Origin of the sequence: Paenibacillus dendritiformis, assembly GCF_015845845.1 — a bacterium.
Classification (GTDB): Bacteria; Bacillota; Bacilli; order Paenibacillales; family Paenibacillaceae; genus Paenibacillus_B; species Paenibacillus_B dendritiformis_C.
Window position 1 is genome coordinate 55281 of record NZ_LDIG01000088.1, and the last position, 24363, is coordinate 79643.

Annotated in this window: 23 protein-coding genes; 15 read left to right on the top strand and 8 right to left on the bottom strand. The window is 55.2% G+C overall.

Going from position 1 to position 24363, the window contains the following annotated elements:
* Nucleotides 1-431: 431 nt before the first annotated feature.
* Nucleotides 432-1160: a queuosine precursor transporter gene (locus ABD76_RS06640; RefSeq protein WP_197255349.1), complete on the bottom strand. Its 729-nt coding sequence runs from the start codon at nucleotides 1158-1160 to the stop codon at nucleotides 432-434.
* Between the two features lie 340 nt (nucleotides 1161-1500).
* Between ABD76_RS06640 and ABD76_RS06645 the strand changes: the two genes are divergently transcribed.
* The 7 genes from ABD76_RS06645 (at nucleotide 1501) to ABD76_RS06675 (ending at nucleotide 10417) form a co-directional block, all read left to right on the top strand.
* Nucleotides 1501-3603 (top strand): BglG family transcription antiterminator, encoded by a 2103-nt coding sequence (locus ABD76_RS06645; protein ID WP_197255351.1) that lies wholly within the window; start codon nucleotides 1501-1503, stop codon nucleotides 3601-3603.
* Complete coding sequence (locus tag ABD76_RS06650) at nucleotides 3591-3905, top strand: PTS sugar transporter subunit IIB (protein WP_197255353.1); 315 nt, start codon at nucleotides 3591-3593, stop codon at nucleotides 3903-3905. The genes ABD76_RS06645 and ABD76_RS06650 overlap by 13 nt, the downstream gene beginning before the upstream one ends.
* Before the next feature lies 1 nt (nucleotide 3906).
* Nucleotides 3907-5172 (top strand): PTS ascorbate transporter subunit IIC, encoded by a 1266-nt coding sequence (locus tag ABD76_RS06655; protein ID WP_197255355.1) that lies wholly within the window; start codon nucleotides 3907-3909, stop codon nucleotides 5170-5172.
* Between the two features lie 234 nt (nucleotides 5173-5406).
* A complete protein-coding gene (locus ABD76_RS06660) occupies nucleotides 5407-6468 on the top strand; it encodes an ABC transporter substrate-binding protein (RefSeq protein ID WP_197255357.1) in 1062 nt (353 codons plus the stop codon).
* A 73-nt stretch (nucleotides 6469-6541) separates the two neighbouring features.
* On the top strand, nucleotides 6542-8197 hold the full coding sequence (locus ABD76_RS06665; protein ID WP_197255358.1) for an ABC transporter permease: 1656 nt from the start codon (nucleotides 6542-6544) through the stop codon (nucleotides 8195-8197).
* A 35-nt stretch (nucleotides 8198-8232) separates the two neighbouring features.
* Complete coding sequence (locus ABD76_RS06670; RefSeq protein ID WP_197255360.1) at nucleotides 8233-9297, top strand: ABC transporter ATP-binding protein; 1065 nt, start codon at nucleotides 8233-8235, stop codon at nucleotides 9295-9297.
* A 67-nt stretch (nucleotides 9298-9364) separates the two neighbouring features.
* Nucleotides 9365-10417, top strand: a complete 1053-nt coding sequence (locus ABD76_RS06675) for an ABC transporter substrate-binding protein (protein ID WP_206765551.1) — start codon at nucleotides 9365-9367, stop codon at nucleotides 10415-10417.
* A gap of 99 nt (nucleotides 10418-10516) precedes the next feature.
* Here the strand turns inward: ABD76_RS06675 and ABD76_RS06680 are convergent, their stop codons facing one another.
* The 3 genes from ABD76_RS06680 to ABD76_RS06690 are packed head-to-tail and all read right to left on the bottom strand — an operon-like array spanning nucleotide 10517 to nucleotide 13770.
* The gene (locus tag ABD76_RS06680; RefSeq protein ID WP_242069417.1) at nucleotides 10517-11890 is read right to left on the bottom strand and encodes an ABC transporter substrate-binding protein; all 1374 of its coding nucleotides are present in this window, start codon (nucleotides 11888-11890) and stop codon (nucleotides 10517-10519) included.
* A gap of 56 nt (nucleotides 11891-11946) precedes the next feature.
* Nucleotides 11947-12777 carry a carbohydrate ABC transporter permease gene (locus ABD76_RS06685; protein ID WP_197255362.1) on the bottom strand — a complete coding sequence of 277 codons (831 nt, stop codon included), beginning with the start codon at nucleotides 12775-12777 and terminating at the stop codon, nucleotides 11947-11949.
* A 24-nt stretch (nucleotides 12778-12801) separates the two neighbouring features.
* Nucleotides 12802-13770, bottom strand: coding sequence for a carbohydrate ABC transporter permease (locus tag ABD76_RS06690; protein WP_338125064.1), 969 nt, complete (start codon nucleotides 13768-13770; stop codon nucleotides 12802-12804).
* Nucleotides 13771-14243: 473 nt separating this feature from the next.
* Here ABD76_RS06690 and ABD76_RS06695 point away from each other — a divergent pair, with 473 nt between their 5' ends.
* From ABD76_RS06695 to ABD76_RS06715, 5 genes are all read left to right on the top strand, one after another.
* On the top strand, nucleotides 14244-14747 hold the full coding sequence (locus ABD76_RS06695) for an FMN-binding protein (RefSeq protein ID WP_197255365.1): 504 nt from the start codon (nucleotides 14244-14246) through the stop codon (nucleotides 14745-14747).
* 180 nt (nucleotides 14748-14927) lie between these two features.
* Nucleotides 14928-16802: an NAD(P)/FAD-dependent oxidoreductase gene (locus tag ABD76_RS06700; protein ID WP_197255367.1), complete on the top strand. Its 1875-nt coding sequence runs from the start codon at nucleotides 14928-14930 to the stop codon at nucleotides 16800-16802.
* A gap of 99 nt (nucleotides 16803-16901) precedes the next feature.
* On the top strand, nucleotides 16902-17351 hold the full coding sequence (locus tag ABD76_RS06705; RefSeq protein WP_197255368.1) for an adenylate kinase and related kinase: 450 nt from the start codon (nucleotides 16902-16904) through the stop codon (nucleotides 17349-17351).
* Nucleotides 17338-18336, top strand: coding sequence for a polyprenyl synthetase family protein (locus ABD76_RS06710; protein WP_197255370.1), 999 nt, complete (start codon nucleotides 17338-17340; stop codon nucleotides 18334-18336). Before ABD76_RS06705 ends, ABD76_RS06710 begins: the two co-directional genes overlap by 14 nt.
* A 174-nt stretch (nucleotides 18337-18510) precedes the next feature.
* The gene (locus ABD76_RS06715) at nucleotides 18511-19038 is read left to right on the top strand and encodes an ADP-heptose synthase (RefSeq protein WP_244194336.1); all 528 of its coding nucleotides are present in this window, start codon (nucleotides 18511-18513) and stop codon (nucleotides 19036-19038) included.
* Nucleotides 19039-19215: 177 nt separating this feature from the next.
* Here ABD76_RS06715 and ABD76_RS06720 read toward each other — a convergent pair whose 3' ends face one another.
* The 3 genes from ABD76_RS06720 to ABD76_RS06730 form a co-directional block, all read right to left on the bottom strand.
* Nucleotides 19216-19773: a hypothetical protein gene (locus tag ABD76_RS06720; RefSeq protein ID WP_197255372.1), complete on the bottom strand. Its 558-nt coding sequence runs from the start codon at nucleotides 19771-19773 to the stop codon at nucleotides 19216-19218.
* 86 nt (nucleotides 19774-19859) lie between these two features.
* Complete coding sequence (locus ABD76_RS06725; RefSeq protein ID WP_197255374.1) at nucleotides 19860-20390, bottom strand: hypothetical protein; 531 nt, start codon at nucleotides 20388-20390, stop codon at nucleotides 19860-19862.
* Between the two features lie 47 nt (nucleotides 20391-20437).
* Entirely contained in the window at nucleotides 20438-21349 is a 912-nt protein-coding gene (locus ABD76_RS06730; RefSeq protein ID WP_197255376.1) for a hypothetical protein, read from the bottom strand.
* Nucleotides 21350-21641: 292 nt separating this feature from the next.
* Between ABD76_RS06730 and ABD76_RS06735 the strand changes: the two genes are divergently transcribed.
* The 3 genes from ABD76_RS06735 (at nucleotide 21642) to ABD76_RS06745 (ending at nucleotide 22864) form a co-directional block, all read left to right on the top strand.
* Nucleotides 21642-21875, top strand: a complete 234-nt coding sequence (locus tag ABD76_RS06735; RefSeq protein WP_197255378.1) for a hypothetical protein — start codon at nucleotides 21642-21644, stop codon at nucleotides 21873-21875.
* 32 nt (nucleotides 21876-21907) lie between these two features.
* Nucleotides 21908-22240, top strand: coding sequence for a DUF5367 family protein (locus ABD76_RS06740; RefSeq protein WP_197255380.1), 333 nt, complete (start codon nucleotides 21908-21910; stop codon nucleotides 22238-22240).
* 318 nt (nucleotides 22241-22558) lie between these two features.
* Entirely contained in the window at nucleotides 22559-22864 is a 306-nt protein-coding gene (locus ABD76_RS06745) for a hypothetical protein (protein ID WP_197255382.1), read from the top strand.
* 197 nt (nucleotides 22865-23061) lie between these two features.
* Here ABD76_RS06745 and ABD76_RS06750 read toward each other — a convergent pair whose 3' ends face one another.
* Complete coding sequence (locus tag ABD76_RS06750) at nucleotides 23062-24252, bottom strand: IS701 family transposase (protein ID WP_197254446.1); 1191 nt, start codon at nucleotides 24250-24252, stop codon at nucleotides 23062-23064.
* Between the last annotated feature and the right edge of the window lie 111 nt (nucleotides 24253-24363).

The window sequence follows — 24363 nt, forward strand, 5'->3', positions numbered from 1 at the left end:
TTTGTGCAGGGAATCAGGCCGCCGGCCATGGCGAAATCGAGATATTCGCGGCAGACATCCCGAGGCGTTGCTTGGCGCAATAGTAAGGCTTCTGCCGCCCCAAAAGCGGATGCCCATTATGAACGGACGCCCTCTTTCCGGAAAACGTTCCATGTGAAACATGGCGCAATTTGTCAAAAAACCTCGACCGTCCTCTCGGCGGGAAATGCCATCTCCGCCGCATAGCGCCCCTCGTAATGGCCGCCGACGCGGATCAAACCTCAACGCAGAACCGCGAAGCCGCGCCTTCCGGCTTCAGCTTAGCTGCCTATCCGATGATTGCTTGGATTTTTCCCTTCGCTTCTGTCCGAATTTTTTCGATGTCCGCATCACAAAAAAACCGCCCGGCTCCGCATCTTGTCTGCGGAGCCGGACGGATATTTTTACGCGAGTTATCGTCTGTCCATGCCGCCTTCCCGAGCGGCGGACGATTCCATTCCGGGCACGCGGAAGCTTCTCGCCCAATACAAAAACGGCGTTGACGCTACCGACAGCAGCAGCTTGACGACATAGGTCGTCAGCAAAATTTGGAACCATACATCCCATTGGTAATAGCCGGCAAACGCGATCGTGCAGAAGACGAACGAGTCCGCCAATTGGCTGATTCCCGTGCTCCAGTTGCTGCGAATCCATAGCTGGCCCGACTTGGGGAACCGTTCCCGCAGCATGCTGAACAGCTTGACATCGAGAAATTGACTGACGAGATAGGCCGTCAGGCTCCCCGCGGCGACCCGAGGCATCAAATCGAAAATATGCGCCAGCGACGCCTGCGCCGTCTGGGCAATCTCATCTCCTTGAGGAATGAAGGCAAGGGCCATCTGCATAATAACCGTTGTCATGATGAGCATGAAAAATCCGAACCAGACCGCGCGGCGCGCTTCCTTCGGTCCGTATTTCTCGTTCAGCAGATCCGAGGTCATGAACAGGCTGGCATTCGCCGCGTTGCCCAGCGTCATCACGATGCCGAACATCTCGATCGTCTTGCCGACCTGAATATTGGCGACGATGGTCATGACGCCGACCCAGGCGAACAAGCCGTTCTTGCCGAACAAGCGGTAGCACAGCAGAAAAAAGCCGAAATTGGCCAGGACAAACAATATCCCCCATATGAAATTGAACATTCGGTACTCCCCCTAGTTTTGATTACGCGGGATGGTTGCGAACCGCGGTGTGGTGGCACACAGGGGTATACTTTACCATAGACCGGGTCAATTGCCAATGCCAAAAACTCACTGTTTTCCTTCCCTCGCGCTCCTCGGCAGGTGTGCCCAATGCGGCCCTCCCTTGCCGGGCGCCGCCCCGTCCGGGCCCAATCCGTCCCGCTCACGGGAACTGCCGGGGCCCGTGCCGCCGATCCGCATGCCCGCTGCCGTCGTTCACCCTTGACGCTGCGCGAAAATATGCAATAATCAAGACATGTAAGCGAATTCATGACAGAATACGACATGGCAGGGGACATCTATGATAACGAGCCGTCAACAACGAATGCTTCAGCTTCTTATGGAAGCTCGCGATTATATCCCGATACAGCAATGGGTTGATGAATTCTCCATCTCCCCCCGCACCGTCCGCCATGATCTGCTTCAGTTGGAAGACTGGCTGTCCCGGCACGGGACCGTGCTGGAACGGAGCCGGACATGCGGCGTCCGGCTGCGCCTGCAGCCCCGGCAGACCGAGCTGCTCGTGCAGAAGCTGGCGCAGCCGCCCGACACGGTCGACGCCAAGGAGAGGCTGGCGCTTCTGCTGAAGCGGCTGCTGCAGCAGGCCAGCATCCATATGGGGAAGCTGATGGAGGAGTACGGCATCAGCAAAAACACGCTGCTGGTCGATCTGGCCGAATGCAGGCGGTGGCTGGAGGAACGCCGCCTGACGCTCGTCAAGCAGCGCGGCGTATTGAGCGTGCGCGGCAGCGAGCAGCGGAAGCGAAGCGCCTATCTCGAGCTGCTGCGGGCCGAATTGACCGACGACAAGCTGATGCGCTTCGTCTGGGACAGGCAGGCGGAACGCCAGGATCCTTATGGGGCGCTGCTGTGGAATTCCTGGTTCCAGGTCGAGGACGCCCGCTTCCTCTTCGATCTCGTGCAGCGGCTGGAGCAGATGCTGCAGGTGCAGTTCACCGATGCCGGCTATTCCACGCTGACCCTCCATCTGCTTATGGCGATGGAGCGGCTGAAGCATAAGCATGCGATCGAGATGGAATCGGGGCTGCTGCAGGAGCTGCAGGCCCATCCGGCCTACCGCCTGATTCAGATCCGGATCCGGCCGGAGATCGAGCGCCACTTCGGCGTCGCGCTGCCGGAGGCGGAGATTGGCTATATTACGCAGCATGTGCTCGGCGCGCAGAAACAGCAGCTTCCCGAGCAGGAAGAACTGTTCCATGCGCTGGCGCAGCGCATAATCGACCGTACGGAAGAGATGCTGGAATCGCCCCTGCAGTTGACCGAACAACTGGTGCAGGGCCTGGCGATTCACCTGAAGCCCGCCGTCTACCGGGCCAGGTTCGGGCTGCAATCCAACAACCCGCTCCTCCCGCAGCTTGAAGAGCAATACGGAGCGCTGCTGGCCTCGCTGGAGCGCATCGTCAACGAGGAGGTGGCCGGCATGTCCGTCACCTTCGATCGCGATGAGATCGGTTATATCATGCTTCATATCGGAAGCGGCCTGACGCCGAACGTGTCGTATTCCCCGAAGCGCGTCGCCATCGTATGCGGATCGGGCCTGGGCACCTCGGCCATTATTGAGCGGCGGCTCTCCGTCCTCTTCCCCCAAGTCGAGATCGCCGGCACGTACTCCTACAAAGATTCTTTGAAGCTGCGGCTCCAGGATGCCGACGCGGTGCTGACGACGATGGATATCGGGCACCCGCTTCCCCTTCCATGGATGAAGGTGTCTCCGCTGCTGACGGAACCGGAGCAGAAGCGGATTGCCGCCTTCCTCGGCGTCCAGCCGGCTCCCGACACGGTGGCCGCGGCGGCGATTCAGACCGTCAACGACGTGCTGCGCATCGTGGAGCGCCACGCCGACATCCGTCATCGCGGCAAGCTGCTGGAAGAGCTGATCGCGCTGTTCCAGGGCGGACCGCTGCATCGGCAGGAGGAGGATTGCCGTCTCAGCCGCCTGCTCCCGCCCTCCGCCATCCGGCTGCAGCTGGAACCGGCCGATTGGGAGACGGCGATCCGCATCGGGAACGGTCTGCTGTCCGCTCACGGATGGACGGACGCTGCCTACGAGGAGAGGCTGCTCGCGATGATCCGGTCGCAGAAGCATCATTTTATTATTCATGAAGGAATCGCCTTCCCGCACGCCTATTTGCCCCAACATGTCCGGCAGACCGGGTTCAGCCTCGTGACGTTCAAGGAACCGATCTCCTTCGGTCCGGCGGGGCATCCCGTATGGCTCGTCATTACGTTGGCGGCGGTGGACAAGGAGAAGCATATTGCCGCCTTGAGCACGCTGCTTGACGCGTGCAATGACGGCTCTTTCCTGGGGGCGCTCCGTACGGCGTCCGATCCGGACAAGCTATGGCGGCTGTTGAAGCAGAAGGAGGACCTATGCGAAAAATAATTGTAGCGTGCAACAGCGGTCTGGGGACGAGCCTCATGATCCGAATCAATCTGGAAGCGCTGTTGAAGGAACTGGGCGTGTCTGCGGAAGTGGAACATACGGATGTGACCTCCATGTATGCCCACGGCGCCGATCTTATCATCGGATCCTCCGTCATTATCGATGGCCTGGACCCCGGTCACGGCGTCGAGGCGATCGGGCTGGAGGACATTCTGGACCGCCAATATTTGAAGCGCAAGCTGCTGGACAGCCCGGCCTTCCGGCAGTGGCTGCCCGCGGAACGCCGGGAGGATGCAACGTGATATGAATCCCGCCCAATTCATTAACAAAGGTTTGCTCGGGGAGCCCGCCCTTCTGCTCGGCTTCATCGCCTTCCTCGGCCTTCTGCTGCAGAAGCAGCCGGTGCAGCGGTTGGCCAACGGCACGATCAAGACGATGCTCGGGTATACGCTGCTCCAGATCGGGGCCGCCGCTGCGGGCTCATCCCTGTCCAACCTGTCCGCCATCATTCAGAACGGATTTCAGATCATCGGCATTATTCCGCATAATGAGACGATCACCGCCCTTGCCCAAATCAATTACGGCGAAGAAATCGCCTTGATTATGCTGTTCGGCATGGCGCTTCATCTCGTGATCGCCCGCTTCACGCCGATCAAATGCGTCTTTCTGACGGGCCACCATATGCTGTTCATGGCCTCCATGCTGGCCGGGCTGCTCATGTCGATGGCTTTGCCGCTCTGGCAGACGGTTCTTCTGGGCGCGACGGTGCTGGCGGCCGCGATGTCGCTAGGCCCCTTCATTACCCAGCCCTACGTCCGCAAGACAACGGGAGACGACCAATTCGCCATCGGGCATTTCAACAGCATCGGCTACGTCTTGAGCGGCTGGATCGCCTCCTGGTTCCGCCCGGGCTCCGAGCCGTCCGAGCCGGCGAAGCTGCAGAAGCTGCGCGCCTTTTTCCAGGACCATATGATCGTCATTACGGTGTTCACCTTCGGTTTGTTCCTCGTCTCCGGCTTGTTCACGCCATCCAACCGTATGGAGGAGATGTTCTCCGGACGGCATTTTATCGTCGTCTCGCTTATCCAGGCGACCTGGTTCGCGGGCGGATGCTACATCATCCTGGCCGGAGTCCGCATGATGCTGTCCGAGATCATTCCCGCGTTCAAAGGCATCGCCGATCGCATCGTGCCGGGCGCCATCCCTGCGCTCGATTGCCCGGTGCTGTTCAAATATTCGCCGTTCGCGGCCATGTTCGGCTTCTTTCTCAGCTTCACGGGCGGCATCGTCGCGATGATCGTGCTGCTCCAATTTCAATATACGGTTATCATTCCCGGCGTCATCCCGCATTTTTTCTCGGGCGGCGCGGCGAGCGTCATCGCCTACAAGACGGGCGGAAGGGCAGGCATGATCGCCGCCTCCCTCATCCACGGCTTTATCATCACGATGCTGCCGGTGCTGCTGATTCCGCTGCTGTCGAATCTCGGTTTCCTGCGGGCCACCTTCGCCGACAGCGACTTCTCCGTCATCGGCGTGGCCGTCCATTCGATTGTGCGGCTGTTCTATTAAGCGAGGCGCCGTTCGGGAACTCATCACCGGAAGATAACGAATATCCGCATGATTCGCGTACCTTGACAGACGGCTCCGGCCCGAGACAAGGTACTATTTTTTTGCCATGACAAACGGCAGGAACTTGGACTCACACCCGTGTAAGCGCATCCAATATAATGGAGCCAAATCAAGAGGTTGAACTCGCACTTCTTACTCAACCATTCCTATTATTAGCCAAGGGGGATCTACACAATGAGAAAATGGACAAGCATGCTCACTTCACTCGTCTTGATGGCCGCGCTGTTCGCGGGCTGCGGCACGTCCGGCTCATCCGGAACCGCGGCGGACGGCGCCCAGGGAGACAAGCCGGCGGCATCGGGCAAGCTGACCGTCTATGTCGGCTTCCAGGAGGACCATGCCGTGGAAGCGATGAAGCAGTTCACCGCAGATACGGGGATCGAAGCCGAGATGATCCGGATGTCCGGCGGCGAGATTCTCGCCAAGATCCGGGCCGAGAAGGACAACCCGCAAGCCGATATCTGGTATGGCGGACCGGCCGACACGTTCGTGCAGGCGGTGAGCGAAGATCTGCTGCAGCCGTACCAATCGCCGATTGCGGAAAAAATCGATCCGAAATACAAAGATCCGGAAGGCTATTGGACCGGCATTTACGTCGCCCCGCTCGGATTCGCGGCCAACAAGGAATTCCTGGAGAAGAAGGGCGTCGAAGCGCCGAAAAAATGGGAGGATCTGCTGAACCCGGCATTCAAAGGCGAGCTCGTCATGGCCAATCCTGCCTCTTCCGGCACCGCGTACTCGGCGGTATACACGATCTTGAAGGCGTTCGGCGGCGAGGAGCAGGGCTTCGAATACTTGGAAAAGCTGCATCCGCAGGTACAGCAGTATACGACCAGCGGCTCCGCTCCGGGGCGGATGGTCGGCATGGGCGAAGCCGGTGTCGGGGTGCTGTTCGCGCATGACATCATCAAGTATCAGGAAGAGGGCTTCGACAGCCTCGTGCTGACGATACCGGAAGACGGAACGGGCTATGAGACCGGCGCCGTCGCGATTATCAAAAACTCCAAAAATCAGGAGCTGGCGCAAAAATTCATCGACTGGTCGCTCTCGCCGAGCGCGCAGGAAGTCGGCAAGAGGGTCGGCAGCTTCCAGAACTTGACCAACCCGGAAGCGGTCGGGCCTGACAAGGCGATCAAGCTGTCCGACATTCATACGATTGATTACGATGTAATGGAAGCGGGCAAAGAGCGCCAGCGCCTCATCGACAAATGGAACAAAGAAGTCAACAAGAAATAACGCGTCTGTCCCCGGGCCGGACTCCGGCCCTCCGGAACAGCGCTGCATTACATCATGAGAGGAGAGACCTGGAATGGCCCGTCTGTTGACAAGATTCAAACGGGAGCCGCTGCTGTTCGTCTGCATTGCGCTCGTGATGCTCAGCTTATTGGTCTTCATCGTATATCCGTTATTTCAAATCATGAAGTCGAGCTTGCTGACCAACGCAGGCCAATTCGGCACGGAGGGCTACCAGCGGGTGCTGTCGGGCGGACAACTGCTCGAGTCCTTAACGAACTCCCTGGTGCTGGCCTTGATCGTCTCGACGATCTCTACGGCGATTGCTTATGTGTTCGCCTATACGTTCGCTTACGTGAAGGTTCCGTTCAAAAAGCTGTTCAACGGCATCGCCATCCTGCCCGTCATCTCCCCGCCGTTCGTCATCGCGCTGTCCGCGATGCTGCTGCTCGGGAAGCAGGGTCTGGTCACCAAGCATTTGCTGGGTTGGGAAAATGCCAATATATACGGGCTGCAGGGACTTGTGCTGGTGCAGACGCTCACCTTCTTCCCGGTCGCCTTCCTGACGCTCGCCGGGCTACTCCGTTCGATCAGTCCCGCGCTGGAGGAAGCGAGCCAGAACATGGGCGCAAGCCGCCTCAAGACGTTCCTGACCGTTACGCTGCCGCTCTCCGTTCCCGGCATTGCCAACGCGTTCCTGCTCGTCTTCGTGCAGTCGCTGGCCGACTTCGGGAACCCGATGACGATCGGGGGCAACTATTCGACGGTCGCCCGCGAAATCTATCTTCAGGCGGTCGGCAGCTACGACATGCAGGCCGGCGCGGCGCTGGCCATGCTGCTCCTGATGATTACGCTCATCGTCTATGCCCTGCAAAAGTTCTGGGTCGGCAAGAAGAGCTACGTTACCGTGACCGGGAAGCCGACGGGCGGACGCCGCCTGATCGAGTCCGGACCCGTCAAGCATACGCTGTTCGCCTTCTGCACGCTGATGTCCGTTATCGTCATCGCGTTCTATGTGCTCGTCCCGATCGGCTCGTTCATCAAGCTGTGGGGCATCAACAACAGCTTCACGCTGGATCATTATAAGTACGTCTTCTCGCTCGGACAAAAAGCGATGGGCGACACCCTGATGCTGTCCCTGATCGCGACGCCAATCGCGGGGCTGCTCGGCATGATTATCGCCTTCCTGATCGTGCGCAAGCGCTTCTTCGGCAAAAAGGCGCTGGAAGCGATCAGCATGCTCTCGATCGCCGTTCCGGGCACCGTCATCGGGATCGGATATATTCTGTCGTTCAACAAGGCGCCGCTGGCTTTGACGGGAACGGCGGTCATCATTATCGCCGCCTTCGTCGTGCGGGCGATGCCGGTCGGCATCCGTTCCGGGATTGCCTCGCTGCAGCAGATCGACCCGGCTATCGAGGAAGCGGCCACCAATCTGGGCGCGGGCCAGTACAAGAACTTCACGAGCGTCGTCCTGCCGCTGATCAAGCCGGCCTTCTTCAGCGGGCTCGTCTACAGCTTCGTGAAGAGCATGACCGCGATGAGCGCCGTCATCTTCCTGATATCGGCCAAGTTCAACCTGATTACGGCCTCCATTCTCGCCCAGGTCGAGGCGGGCCGCATCGGGGTCGCGAGCGCCTACTGCACGATACTCATCATCATCATGATTATCGCCATGGCGCTGCTCAATGCGCTCGTCGCCTGGTTCGGCGGGTCGGAGCGATCCGCGTAGTCAATCGATACGTCCCATAAGGAGGAAGCTACATCATGGCCAAATCTGTAACATTGCAACAAGTCTCCAAGGCGTACGCGGACGGACAGGGGAACACCTCGTATGCCGTGTCGGATATCAATCTGGCGATTGAAGCCGGCCAATTCGTGACGCTGCTCGGCCCGTCCGGCTGCGGCAAGACGACCACGCTGCGCATGATCGCCGGATTCGAGGAAATCACGTCGGGGAGCATCTATTTCGGAGATGAATTGGTGAATCCGATCCCTCCGAACAAGCGCGACTGCACGATGGTGTTCCAATCGTACGCGCTGTTTCCCCACTTGAACGTGTTCGACAACGTCGCCTACGGGCTGCGCATCAAGAAAATGTCCAAAGACCAAATTCGCTCCAAAGTCGACTCGGTCTTGGATATAATGAACTTGCGGGAATACAAGGATCGGATGCCGTCGCAGCTGTCCGGCGGCCAGCAGCAGCGGGTCGCGCTGGCGCGCGCGCTCGTCATGGAGCCCGGCGTGCTGCTGTTCGACGAGCCGCTGTCCAATCTGGACGCGAAGCTGCGCCTCGTCATGCGCGACGAGATTCGCCGCATTCAGCAGCAGATCGGCATTACGGCCGTCTATGTGACGCATGATCAGAGCGAAGCGATGAGCATGAGCGATCAGATTATCGTCATGAACAAGGGGAAGATCGAACAGGTCGGATCCCCGGTTGAAATCTATCAGCGCCCGAAGACAAAGTTCGTCGCCGACTTCATCGGCACCGCGAACTTCGTCGAAGGCACGGTGAAGAGCGTGGAGGACGGCTATATGACCGTCGCCACCGCCTCCGGCGATCTGCGGGTGAGACGCACGGAGCATAAGCCGCAGGATCGGGTGACCGTCGTCATCCGCCCGGAAGCGGTGTCGCTGGCCGAAGCCGGCTCATCGCATGTCGGGACGGTGGTCAAAAGCGTCTTTATGGGCCAGACCCAGGAATACGAAGTCGAGTACGAAGGACAGACGCTGCAGATTACGGAGCATAATCCGATTCTGGATCATGTCTTCCGGGCTGGGGACTTCGTCTCGCTCCGGTTCGCGGAACAATCGCTGCACGTGATTTAACACGAAAGGTTTTCCGGCCAGTCCCGATCCGTTGCGAGCATGACGACTTGACGGCAGATGCCATTCTATGCAGGGAGGGATAAGCATACGCGCTTCGAAAATACGACATCTGGTTATGCTGTCCCTCTGCATGCCGCTTCTGCTCCTGCTGGCCTCCTGCGGGAGCGAGCCGAAGGGGACGCTGACGATCTATGCCGGCCTGTATGAGGATCACGCCATCAAAGCGATCGAGACGTTCCAGAAGCAGACCGGCATCAAAGTGTCTTACGTCCGGATGTCGAACGGGGAGATTCTGTCCCGCATCCGGGCCGAGCGGGAGCAGCCGAAGGCGAGCATCTGGTTCGGCGGGCCTTCCGATACGTTCGTGCAGGCCAAATCGGAAGGGCTGCTCTCCCCTTATGTGTCGCCGAACGCGGCGATGATCGATCCGATGTACCGGGACAAGGACGGCTATTGGACCGGCATCTACGTCGGCTCCATCGCTTTCGTCTCGAACAAGACATGGCTGCAGGAAGTGGGCGGCGAAGCGCCGCAATCATGGAACGATCTGCTGAGCCCGGCCTACCGCGGCATGATTACGATGCCAGATCCGCGTTCATCCGGTACGGCCTATACGGCGCTCGCCACCTTGGTGCAGCTTTTCGGGGAAGACGAGGCGTTCCGATATTTGAAGCGGCTGCATGAACAGAACGTCATTTACACGACATCGGGCAGCGTTCCCGGGCGCACCGTCGGCATGGGCGAGGTCGGCACTGCCGTCATGTTTTCCCATGACGCGCTCAAGTTTTATAAGGAAGGATTCCGCAACATTGTCATCAGCTTCCCGAAGGAAGGAACCGGGTACGAGATCGGCGCGGTCGGCATCATCCAGGGAGCGCCGCAGGAGCATGAAGCGAAGCTGTTCGTCGATTGGGCGCTGTCGAAGCAGGCGCAGGAGCTCGGCAAGCAGGTCGGGAATTACCAACTCCTCACCCACCGCGATGCCGAATCGCCGGAGGAAGCCTTCCCGTTGGAGCGGCTGAACGTCATTTCCTACGATCAGGACTGGGCGGGACGCAACCGCGAACGCCTTATCGCCCGCTGGACGGAGGAGGTGCTCGGCGGAGATCCCTCGCCGTGACGGCCACGGCCATTCCGGGCATACAGAAGAAGCACCTTCCCCAGGAGTGCGGGGAGGTGCTTTTGTGCGTTCCGGTTGATCTTCCCGGTCATCCGTCCTTTATTTGCGCAGCAGCTTGTTCGCCTTGTCCGTCGCGGCCTGCAGCGCTTCCTCCGGCGTCGCCTGGCCGAGGATGACCCGTTGGATCTCGGTCATGATAACCTCCTGCAATTCCTTATAGCCGGGCACCATCGGACGCGCCTTCCCATATTGCAGCTGATCGATCGCGACCTTGAAGTTCGGATCCTTGGCGAAGGCCTCCTTCAAGGCATCCGACTCCACTGCGGTCTTGCTGACCGGCATATACCCCGAGCCTTGCGACCAGCGTATCGTCTGCTCCGGAGCGGTCATCCACTGAATGAACTTCCACGCCGCCTGCTTCTTCTCCGGAGACGATGCCGCCAGCACGGCCAGATTCGCGCCGCCCGTCGGAGCGCCGTAGTCCTTGTTCGCCGGCAGGAAAGCGGTCCCGACCTCGAATCCGGCCGTCTCCTTCAAGCCCTTCAGATCGCCCGTCGACGTGAAGATCATGGCGACCTGCCCGTTGACGAAATCCTGCTTGGCTACGTCCCAAGCATTGTATTTCTCGCCCGGCGGATTCTTCATAATGCCTTCCTTGATCATGCGCGACCAGAATTCAAGCGGGGCCTTCCCCGCTTCGTTCAGCAGCGCAAGCTGCTTGTTGTCCTCGGTCAAGATGCTGCCCCCGCTCTGAAATACAAGCGCTTCATAGAACCAGATGTCGATCGGCGTGGAGAAGCCGTACCGTACCGTCTTCCCGCCCTCCTGCTTGGTCAGCTGGCGGGCGAATTCCTCCAGCTCCGCCCAAGTCTTCGGGCCTTCCGGGTTGAGACCCGCCTCCTTCAGCAGCCCTTTGTTCAGATAGAGCAAGGGTGTCGAACGGTTGAACGGGATGGCGTACAGCTCATCCTTCCAGTAGGAGTTGCCCATCAATCCGTCGATATAGTCCTTCTCCGCGCCTTGCGTATACGATGACAGCGGCTCGATAACGCCCGCGTCCGCGAACGCCCCGACCGAAGCGACCTCGATCATCGTGACGTCGGGCTGGTTGCCGGCGGCAACGGCGGCCAGCACCTTGGAATGGTTCGTATAATAATCGCCTTGATAAGCCGGCCGAACGAATACTTGATCCTGAGACGCGTTGAAGTCCGCCGTCATCGCTTCAATGAGCTCGCCGTTCGCTCCGCCCAGAGAATACCAGAACTCAATCTCTACCGGCGTGCCCGCAGCTGGTTCGGAAGCGATCTGGGCTGCCGGAGCCGGGGCGAGTCCCCCTTTCCGGGCGTCCGCCGCGCTTCCCGAGGATGTGCCCGCGGCCGTCCCGCCGCAGCCGGACAACAACGCCGCCGCCCCCATCATCATCGCCAGCACGGCTGACCGCATTCGCTTCTTGCGATACATATTCGAAATCATCCTTCTTCATCTCCTTCACGATGGATTGATGCGCGATTGATTCATGTAAGAAGCTTTTATTTGGTGCTGTACACGAAAGCCTGCATAATATGCCGCTGTGCCAGCACGAACAGCAGCAGCGCCGGAACGACGAGCATCAGATTGCCTGCCATCAGCACGTTCCACGCGCTGATGCCTTCCGTCTCCTTCAGCATCGCAATGCCGACCGGAAGCGTCCGCATCGCCGCCTGATTCGTCATAATAAGCGGCCAGAAATAATCATTCCAATGGTATATGAGGCTGAACAGCGCAAAGGTCGTCACGGCCGGTTTCGCCATCGGCACCGCGATGCGCCACATGATCGTCCATTCGGTCGCATGATCGAGCCGGGCCGCCTCCATCATATCTTCCGGTATTTGCATGAACGCTTGCCGGATGAGGAAGATGCCGAAGGCGCTCGCCCCGAATGGAAGAATTAACGCCCACAACGTATTGATTAGATTCCACCCGCTCATCTGCACATAAATAGGAAGAAACACGACCTGCGACGGGATCATGAGCGCCAGCAGCACGAGGCTGAACAGCAGTCCCCTCCCCTTGAAGCGGAAGCGGGCGAACGCATAGGCGGCCGGAATGCCGGTGAGCAGCTGCAGCGCCAAAATGCTGACGGCGACAATCACATTGTTCAGCACGTAACGGCCGAACGGCCCCGAGTTCCAGGCCGCAGCGAAGTTGTCCCATCGCCATTCCTGCGGGATCCACGTCGGCGGGAACTGCAGCACCTCGGGCTTCGATTTGAAGGCGGTCACGAGCATCCACAAGAAGGGAAAGAGGAACATGCCCGCGATCAGGGCGAGCGAGACGGCTTCCAGCAGGCGGAAGGGCCATTTGCGTACCAGGTTGTGCATATCGGCAGCCTCCTTTTCTTACTTTTAGTGGTAATGAACCCGGCGCCCGAGCAGAGCGAAATGCGCGAGCGTCACCAGGCCGACGGCGGCCAGCAGCAAGACCGAGCCGGCAGCGCCATAGCCGCCGTTAAAGAACTCCATCCCCTGCTCGTAAATGTAGTAAACCAGCATGTTGGTGCTGTTCACGGGCCCCCCTTGGGTCATGATGCTGATCGTATCGAAGACCTGAAAGGAACTAATCGTATTCATGATGAGCAGAAAGAACAGACTTGGCGACAAGAGCGGAATGGTTACTCGCCAGACGACCCGCCAGCGCGACACGTTATCCAGCAGGGCCGCTTCATGAATCTCGCGCGGGATGCTCTGCAATCCGGCAATCAGCACGATCATGTTGTAGCCGACGCCCTTCCAGAGCGCGACAAGAATGAGCGAAGGCAGGGCGGTGGCCGGATCGGCGAGCCAAGGCAGGCCGGGAATGCCGAATGCCTCCAGCACGCTGTTCAGCAGGCCGTACTGGGGATCCATCATCCACAGCCACAGGATCGATATCGAGACGAGGGAAATGATATGCGGACTGAACAGCATGCCCTGAATGAGCCCGAACCTCCGTGCGGGACGGTTCAGCCACAAGGCCAGAAGCAGTGCCAGCAGCAGCCCCAGGCCGACGGTCGCCGCCGTGTATATCGCCGTATTGGCGACCACATGCGCGAAGTCGGGATCCGCGAACAGCTCGCGGTAATTGGCCAAGCCGTACCAGGAACGGCTCGCCAGATTCAGCAGAGACCAGTCATAGAAGCTCAGAACAAAGACGGACAGCATCGGATAGAAAAAGAACAACCCCAGGAACAGAAACGCCGGGCCGATATAAACAAAGGGCCGGATTCTCTCCCACAGGCGGCGGCGACGGACGGCAGCATCGTTCTCCTGCACGGCCTGCCGTGTCCGCTCCGCGGACAGCAGCGCTCTCCGCCCGGTCATTACAGTCGATTTCACGATAGGCACCCCCAATCATCAGCTGCGCAGCAGCCTGCTGCCAGTCCATGGGCGCTTGCCTGCATGGAACAGGAACAGCCTGTCATCTTCCCCAGCATAGCGGAGAAATGTAAAGCCAATATCAGAGGGTTGTAAAGGGTTCCTGGATTTCTTGCAAAGAAATCATGAAGCTGCGGGGCCATCTTTGCGACCGGTGGTTTGCCTTGCCCGGATATGGTGTATATATGGTTATCAAGCCGCATCGGAATAAGCATTGCGGTTTGGTCCGCGATTGTATAAGATGGGAGAAAGTTCGCAACAATAAGAAAAAAAACACCGGAATAACAACACAATTTTAATATTTTTAAATTTTAGGGTTGACTGTGACTTATATCACATCTAATATTTGGTCTTGATGTTACAATCATGGTGTAAAACGGTTAGTTAAATTTTTCACAAAGTATTTTTGAATAATGAAAAGGTGGGGACGGGTTATGAAAAAGAAAATTGCATTGCTTTTGTCTGCTGTATTGGTAGTGGGCATGCTGGCAGGCTGTGGAGATAAGAAAGAAGATACTACAGCAACACCAAATACGGAGACGACGACTCCGGCGGATCAAGGCCAAGCCCAAGGGCAGTATAAAGATGGCACGTATCATGCCGAAGCCGGCGACTTCGACGAGAAATCCGGTTGGAAAGATACGCTCGATATCACCGTGAAAGACGGTAAAATTACAGAAGTGAACTGGGACGCCGTGAATAAAGAAGGCGGAAAAACGAAAAAAGAGCTGGGCGAAGAGTACGGCATGAAGAAAGCCGGTTCCGAACTGGAATGGAGCGAGCAAGCGAAAAAAATGGAAGAAGAGCTGATTGCGAAGCAAGATCCTGCGGCCATCGCCGTAAAAGATGATGGCACCCAGGATGCAATCTCCGGCGTATCCATCCACGTCATCGGCTTTGTGAAGCTGGCTGAGGAAGCTCTCGCTTCGGCTAAGTAATCTGGCTTCGATTCAGGATTGAATATAGAGCTCCGCAGTAAGAGAGTACGGTGGCCTACGGGCACAGATGACGCTTGATCGCATTCATCCTTGCTCTCCTGCTGTCGGGGCTCCCTTCATGATATGGTTTAATTTTGAACCAATGCAATTCATACTACATCGTTATGCAGGGGTGAAACCATGAAAGAGATCGTTGTGTTGGGCGCAGGCTACGGCGGTGTCCTGACGGCGAAGAAGCTGGCCAAACGGTTCAAAAAGGATCAGGATATCCGAATCAGGCTGATTGACCGCAAGCCGTTCCATACGATGATGACGGAGCTGCACGAGGTCGCCGCGGGACGCGTTGACGAAGATGCCATCAAGATGGACCTGAAGAAAATTTTCGCGGGCCTCAAGGTGGACATCATCCTCGACGAAATTACGAACATTGATTTCAAGAGCAACAAGCTCGAGGGAAAACACGGCACGTATAAGTATGATCATCTTGTTATCGGTACCGGATGTAAACCGTCATTCTTCGGGATCCCGGGCGCGGAGGAGCATTCCTTCTCGCTGTGGTCGTTCGAGGATGCGGTGAAGCTGAAGCAGCAGATCCGCCAAATGTTCATGGATGCCACGAAAGTGAGCGATCCGGAACTGCGCAAGCAGATGCTGACCTTCGTCGTCGTCGGCGCCGGCTTCACGGGCGTGGAAATGATCGGCGAACTGGCGGAATACCGCGAGCAGCTGTGCAAGGAATTCTATGTGGATGAATCCGAAGTTCGTCTTGTCGTGGCCGATATGGCACCGAAGATTTTGCCGATTCTGCCGCAAAATCTGATCGACAAAGCGGATAAATATCTCCGCAAAATGAAAGTCGAGATCATTACCGGTACGAAAATCTCCGGCGTGACGCCGAACTCGGTTATTCTGGGCGAGGACAACGAAATCAAATCGAGCACGGTGATCTGGACGGCTGGGGTCGAAGGTTCCGATCTGGTCGGCAATCTCGACGTGCAGCAGCAAGGCCGCAAGCGCATTTTGACCAATGACAAGCTGCAGTCCGTTGACTATGACAATGTCTATGTTGTCGGCGACAACATCTTCTATATTCCGGAAGGCGAAGAGCGGCCCGTGCCGCAAATGGTCGAGAACGCCGAGCACTCCGCCGGCCTCATCGCCCACAATCTCGTATGCGACATCAAGGGCGGCACGCAAAAATCGTACAAGCCGGCCTTCCACGGGACGATGGTCTCCATTGGCGGACGCTATGGGGTTGCCGCCGTGGGAACGCCGAAGAAGCTGTTCCATTTCTCCGGCTTCCTGGCCATGTTCTTCAAGCACATGATTAATATCGTGTACTTCTTGCAGGTACTTGGCTTTAATAAGGTCTGGACTTATTTGATGCACGAGATCTTCCACATCGAGAACCGCAGAAGCTTCGTTGGCGGCCACTTCTCCAAGCGTTCGCCGAACTTCTGGCTGGTACCGCTGCGGATCTACATCGGTGTCATGTGGTTGATGCAAGGTTGGGAGAAGGCGGCGAAGCTGCTGAAGGATCCTTCGCAAATGTTCTTGATTCCGCCGAAAGCGATGGATGGCGTCACGGCGGCTACGGAAGCGGTCGACGCGGTTCATTCGACCGTAGACGCCCAGACGGCCGCATCGGCCGTAGAAGGGGCAAGCACCGCGATCAAGGCCATTCCGGTGCCGGATTTCATCAAGAGCATCGTCGATTGGTCGATGGATTTGATGTTCTATACGAGTGACGGCGGCTACACGACGCTGGCATATGTTTTCCAAGGCTGCATGGTAGCGGCCGAGGTTATCTTCGGCATTATGCTGATTCTGGGCTTGTTCACGGCGATTGCCGCGATCGCGACCTGCGCGATGGGCATCATGATCTACACGTCCGGCATGGCGCCTTACGAGATGTTCTGGTACTTCTTCGGCGGCATCGCATTGATCGGCGGTTCCGGCAGCACCTTCGGCGCGGATTACTACCTGTACCCTCGTCTGAAGCGAATCTGGAAGAAGATTCCGCTCGTTCGCCGCTGGTACCTGTATACCGATTAATCGGAACCCGGACGATATAACACTCATTGACAACGGCAAAGTAATGTGTCCCTGTGTCACATTACTTTGCTTATTTCTACAGGGAAGCGGGGGGTTCCCATGAACCGGCAACTTATGAAGGATACGATTCTGATGCTTGAGCAAGAGCTTCCGCCGCTGGCCGGCATCCGCATTACCGCAGGCTCGGACGAACGCTATCTGTTCGATATGGCCCGAACGCTCAACGCTTACGATATGACGGCGCAGGAACGGCGTGTTCTGTTAGGCTGCTACTGGCTGCTGCGTCAAGCGATGCGGACGCATCATCATGTTCCCCAGGACGAGCGTCTCGCGGGGAAGGCGGTGCTGGACGGGGACTTCTTGCTCAGTCTGTACTACCAGTTCGCCGCGCGTCACGGGTTAACCGAGCTGATAGCCGATTTGGCTGCAGTCAACAAGCGGATACAAATACGGCGGGCAGAGGGAAAAGGCACGGAATCGGAACTGCATAAGCAGATGTCCCGGTTCCTGATGAAGCGTTACAAGCAGGTGGCGTATGAGGTCATTTGACGGCACGCTGCATGAACGCCTGCATATCCCGCTCGCCCGCATCAACCGCGACCTGGAACGAATTGTGCTGCATGACCCGGATGTATCCTCCCGATCCATCGTCGCGCTCAGCGTCATGGATCTCATCCGCGCTGGAGGCAAGCGTCTGCGGCCGATCATGACGATCGTCGGCAGCCGGTTCGGCTCCCGTCCGGAGACGGACAGCGTCTACCAATTGGCCGCGATGGTCGAAATGGTCCACGCCGCCTCGCTCGTACACGACGATATTCTGGATCAGGCCGAGACGCGGCGCGGACAGCCGGCCCTGCATCGCAAGACCGGGGTCTATTCCGCGGTCCATATCGGAAACTATATTATGTGCCGCGTCATGGAGCTCGCCGCCGCCAACGGGCAGGAGGCGGAGAAGTATATCCACGAGCTGGCCTCGGTCACGACGACCCAGCTCTGCCTCGGCGAGTACCAGCAGATGGAGCAGCGCTTCAATCTCGATATCCCGCTGGAGGCGTATTGGGAGAAGACCCGCAACAAGACCGCCCTGCTGATGGCCACCTGCCTGCAGCTTGGCGCCAAAGCCGCCGACGCCGATCCGGACGTCGTGGACAGTCTGTACCGCTTCGGCGAGCTGCTCGGCATGGCCTTCCAGATTCGGGACGACATCATGGACTTCACGGCGACCGCCGAGGAGCTGGGGAAGCCGGCAGGCACCGACCTGCGCAACGGTCATGTCACCCTGCCCGTCATCCTGGCGATGCAGGACGAGGCCACGGCCGGCAAGCTGCGCGAGCTGCTTCGCTCGGACGCCTCCGAAGCGGCGATGGACGAGGCCATCGAGCTCGTCCGGCAGAGCGGCGGCCTGGATGAAGCGCTGGCGGTAAGCCACCGCTTCATGAAGCAGGCCTGGGACGTGACGGAGCAGTTGTCCGCTTTTCCGGCGCATGCCGATCTGCGCACGCTCTGGTCTTATTTCGAGGCGCGAACGTATTGACCCGTACCCGGCAGAAGCCGAATCTCTTGGTTACAGGAGGTTCGGCTTTGTTGGTTTCCCGAATAATTCAACTGTTTACTCTTTTGTCCATTGGGGCAAGGTGGTATTATTATGTTATTGCGCGCAGCCTGTCTGCCAATCGCAATCTGCATCTTAGATGAAGGAGGATCGACAGTGAAACCTCGGCGATTTGTATTAGAAGCCGTTATGCTAGCGGTATACGGCCATTTATTCGAGCCCCGGCGGCCCGTTGAATATGTAATCCCTTATACGACGATCATGGAATTGTACGAGATGCGTCAAGAGGGCGAGCAGGTGATGCCCGACCCGGAAGAAGACGTATTGGCCAAGCAGCAGATCGAACAGCTGATCACCTATTTCGAGAGCGAATTGAACAAAAAGAAGATCGAACGGGCCTTAACCGCTCCTTGGCGGACCAGCCCTCCCCTTCTCTTGCGCGACAACGTCTCTTGCGTCATCATCAACGCGATGGACAACGCGCGCTACGGAGAACTGTTCGATCCGGTGGAGACGGAGCTCATTCTGACCTCCATGCGCGAGCAGGCTCCTTTGTTGACGGATCAGTTCGAATTTGTCAGCCGGCTCATCGCGAATGAAGTGCCCATTCCGATCTATGACATCGATGATTTCGAATATGCCGTCGAACAGGAAGACTTCCCTGACGACACCGGCATCCATTAGCACCAGCCCGCCCCTTAAGCTAGCAAGAGGCGGGTTTTTGCATGGGAAGGGCCTTAACGCTTGAATAGCTCTTTGTCGTATTTCTCCTTGATATTGCGGTACATCACCTCATTCTCCTTGGAGTACCCTGTAATATCGACAATGTCAGAAGAGGCTGTTTTTTGTATACATCCGACCTTACTTGAACAAACTTTTGTCGTATTTTTGATTCACGTTCTTGTACACGACCTTATTCCCCTTGGAATATCCTGTAATATCGACAGGGGATTGCTGGATTCGATTGTCAACTGCAATCACGAAGCGGTAGTTATTGTACGGAATCGGGTGCAGTTCCTTGCTCATCTCCCGCCCGTCCTCTGACTTCACGGTAATGCGGTCAATCGCCTCGTCCAGCAGGACAGAGGTAAATATGACGCTGTCTTGAAGTGCGCTAAGGTGCCAATGCACTCTCGTATCTTCCGGCGCCCAAGTTGGAAAATATAGATAGCCAAGAATAACATTCTCGGGATCCGAATAGAAAACAAGCGTTTCCCCGTTGCTATCCGTGAAAAAATCGACATGATGCGAGTTGATCGTATACGTCACGCGGGAGTCCCGGTCAAGCTGATGTATAGAACCGGCACGCGACTGAAACGGCGCTATCGGATCGCGGTTTATTATCTTGATGACGACGACGGCGAGAATAACAGCAAGAATTAGGAAAACCGCGAGCAGGGCTCTTTTTCGCTTGTTCATTTGGACCACCTTTCTTTAGTAAGCAGAAAAAAGAGGAGTTCCCTCCTCTTTAAAAACTCATGTAGGTTGGCTGGTCAAACTTCCAACTATTTAATATTGCGGTACACCACCTCATTCTCCTTGGAGTACCCTGTAATCTCGACCGGGTTTCTTTCAATCCGATCGCTAACTGCAATCACGAAGCGAGTATCATTGTAACGTATAGGTTTGAGCTCCTCTCCCATTTCTTGTGAATCCACCCCTTTCACGGTAATATGGTCAATCGCTTCGTCATACAAGATGGAGGTGAACATGACGCTCCCATTCTTTGAACCCGTATGCCAATACACTCGTGTTCTCTCTGGCGTCCCTCTCGGAATATAAAGATGATTAATAATGGAATCCCCTGGTTCGGAATAGAAAATATGCGTAGAATAATGATTATCCGTGATAAACGTGATATGATGCGAGTTGATGTCATACGTTACGACGGAATCCCGATTGAGCTGATACTTGGAGCCAACATACGATTGATAAGGCGCTACAGGATCGCGGTTCATCATCACGATGGCTGCGCCGATGAGGATAGCCACAAGAATAAAGCAAGCGGAAACCAGAATAATTCTTCTCTTGTTCATCACGACCACCTTTCTTCTCAGAAGAAAAAAGAGGAGTCTCCTCCTCTTTAAAAACTCATGTAAGTACTTTTCTCACGTAACCAATAATCATAATCTTTACTAAAGCCAATACCTACAGACCAGGGCCCAACGCTTATACTGTTAACAGATGTTGAGGCCCATGTATGTCCTACACTAGCTTTGAATGATATCATTGTACCAGAGGGCGGATAGCCATCTGTAAAATTAAAGTAGTACCACATTAAATGTCTATATGCATTATACTTCTCGAATTTTGGTGGATTAACTCTTGCTACTTGGACTGTATCTTGGAAGTAAAATCCAGCACCCCTAGAATCCTTTGGATCACTCGTTCTATATGACCAATCCGTCTCGGCTAAGGTACCATGTGTGATTGTATAAAACTTCGGAGAAAAGACATTAATATCACGATGTAAGGAGAATAACCCTATTCCATCCTCTCCCCCTACATTGATTGTTCCTGAACAGGAAAACGGGCATTGTGCATCATTATAGAAGTTGGTGTTTTGCCACATGCCAGCCATTTCAATAACATGCAAATTCACTTTGGAGTCATAATAGATCGTGAGCTTATCTATTTCATAGTCACCTCTCGTGGATAAGGGGATAACTGACTTATTATCACCTTTATCGACCCGTATGAGACCTAGCTTTTCATAACCTTTCTCTAATTGTTCAAGCTCTGCTTTGGCAGACAAAAATTGGTTTGAATTCATCATATGTTGCTCTGTCATTTCATTGAGTTTTGCTCTTGCCTTGGCAACCGCTAGAAAATATTTCCCGACCTCTTCACTTCTCTTCTCAACTATTAGTTCTTCTTCTTTTGAAAGCTTCCCTTTGTTTACTCGTGAACCATCTTCAGTTATGTTTCCATGTGCAAAGACTGTGCTGGAGATACAAAGCATGGCAACTAAAAAAACAATAATAATTCTTCTCATTTCCAACCTCCTAATACAAAAATTTCAATATTATTATATTGTATGAACTGGGCAAGATATATAGGTCTTTTCTCCCAATATTTGGTTAATTAGGTTAACCTTTCGCTAATGCCGTAAAGGCCGATCTACAAACTGTTTCTAAACAGTCATCACGGGCCGTCGGGGAGAAAGCGGACGCGACGCAGGACACGGTGTTTCATCATTTCCGGACGAAGGAGCGAGTTGCTGATGGAAGTACTCCGGAATTGGTGCGAATTATCTTGGGCCGGTATACAAGCCGAATCGGCATCGCATGACTCGGCCGACGCATTGGCAGCCGCTGCGGCTTCGATTCCCCGTACCACCGCCGCCTCTTCGCATGGTGGCGCACAGTCTGCATAAGCCTGCGATGCAGGGTCCGCTTCTGAAGGCGCTCATCGGCGGAATCGCACTGCAGGCGCTGCTGGACCCCGATTACCCGGTCGATGAAGTCTATCGCGATGCGGAGGTATGGTTACGGGCTATGCTGGATAATAGTTTGGGTTGAGCAGTATTTCATTGCATAAGGAGGATGGAGCTATGCGCTGGTTTATCTTATGGGGATGCGAGTCTGGATCGGGGCAACTACCTTGTTCCGCAGTTCGGTGGCTGGCTGATTCAACCGGCAAATCCGGGTCGATGATACTGTTCTACTTACTCACGATACCGATTGTCGCGGCCATCACGCTCCCGCTGTACCGCAGCAAGCATGGTGCCGGATTGAATCTTCCTGCCGCAGCCGTTGCGGTGCCGGGGATGCTGCTTGATATTATCAGTCTCAATTGGTATTCGTCGCTCTTTCCTTCGATGCCCCTTACCTATGCCCCGCCTTCGCCGGCTGGCTCATGTGGGCTTACGGACTCATTCTGTTAAGCGGCTGGGCGGGTATCCGGCGGCGCCAGAGAAGTCAATAGATTATTTTTCCGAGCTAAAAATATCGATGCCAAGTTCAGCTAGCACGTCTATAGCCTCTCTTACGGGGAGCTTGGGCAAAGCGAATTCGTTAGCGATGACCTCTTCGATCTCGGCAACAGAATGCAAGGTGTACTTATCAATTCTGCCATCTGAATGGCAAATGCCGAACTGATTATTAACCAGGGAGACACTTCTGCCCCGGTTCAACTGCCACAGCTGGCATCTAAGAATCGTCATGAACGTCGTACCGGCCCTATTAGCCTCTAGGATAATATCATGAAAATCCTGAAATTCGCTTTTTTGGTTGCTATTAAAATGCTACTCCTTCCCGTTTTGTTTGCCTTGCGTATACCTGACATATTTATAATGGCCTGTGTCCGGATGAACAGGTTGGATATGAACTTGATCATCACCAAATCGGGAGATATGAAGAGGATTGCTCTCCAACCGGACCGGTTGAAAAAGGGGAGCCGCAGCACCGCAGTCCACATAGACACGTTCTCCCGAGAGCTCGACAAGGATGCCCATATGTTCATTGCTAAGCATCACATAGTCACAGGTGAAGCCCAACCGCATCAATAATTGATACAGATTCGAGGTTTAAAGTATAACAAGTGCCTCCAAAATGATAATTGAGATGGTGCTGAACCCACGTTTCAATCGGGGGAATGAGAAACCCATTTTTGTGCCGATCACGAAAATAGAGCAATTTACTTATATTCTGTACATGCCAATAAACACTTCAAGAAAATGTAAATCTAAAAAAGCTGACAGTACCCCTATGCAGCTCCAAGCTGTGTTTGAATTTGAGCGAGAGCTACTCCGGATAGAGCTTGTTTATAAACATATTCAATCCAATGTTGCTTTTTTTCTCGTCGATATTGGTGCAATCCATCCAAAAGATAGCCTTGCCCGCTGTAAATACAGCACATCGAAACAAAAGAGAGTAGCGCCCAGTAGCGATCGATCGCTTTCGTAGATCGAACCTGATATCGATCCAAGCCGAGGTGGACTTTCGCCGTTCGAAAATACGTTTCAATCGACCATCGCTTGCTATAATAGCTCAGAATTTGCTTGTTGGTTAGAGAAACATCTGTACTTAGAAAAGCTTTCACCTGCTTAGGGTTCAGTTCTTCTCCTTCTTTCCAGCAGAAAAGAACGACTCCATTATCAAGCAAATTGAGCTTTCCTTCGTATCGATAAACGCGATAAGAGTCTTCTCCGATGGTCACGAGATCGGTATCAGACTTCGACATAAACGAAGCAAATTCTTTAATCGATTGGCGAATCCCTTGTGGGTAAATGATGCGATTGGTCTTCAGACCGCTAATGACATGGAATCCTTGCTCGCTACTCACCTGAAGAACAGAGGCTGAAGGATACCACGAATCCATTAATACGTACGTTTGGTGATGGGACCTGGGCACTTGCCGGATCATGTCACAAGCCAGATCAATCTTGCTCTTGCTTTTGGATTCATAGCGTTCTGTTGCAAAGGGATATACTATATCACCCGCCCGTAGCATGGCTTCCACTACAGCATGACCATAGACCTTCTTTCCCTTGAGATGAGAGTGGTGAAAGGCTGAGCCCTGGATCGAGTCAACCGCCCGTGACGAAGGTTTGGTTTTTTCACACACCGTATCATCTACAATGACAAAGATAGGACTGTTATTGTGCTTAGCGCTGTATTTGACTTGCTGATAGGCGATATTACGTACGATTTGCTTCAGGAACTGTTCATCCCACTTCCCATGGGATAAAAAATGACTTAAGCTTCTGCGATCCCGATGATGCAAGCTTTCACGATGTATGTCTGTTAAGGTACCTGTAAATCCAGATGACAACATGCCATCTACAAAGTGAGTGATGTGATTAAGGACAGATTTGGAAAAATACAACGGGAGTTTCCATTGCCGAAAGATATTGTTCCAATGGCGATGCTGTGTTAACGTATACGTATGAGACATTTCTTGATCTCCTCTGCGTAGAGTGGTTGGTCGCACTTCTATTTTACACAGAGAGTCAAGGGTGTCTCTTTTTCTGCTATTTAATTACAGCGAATTTGGGCAAGTACAGTT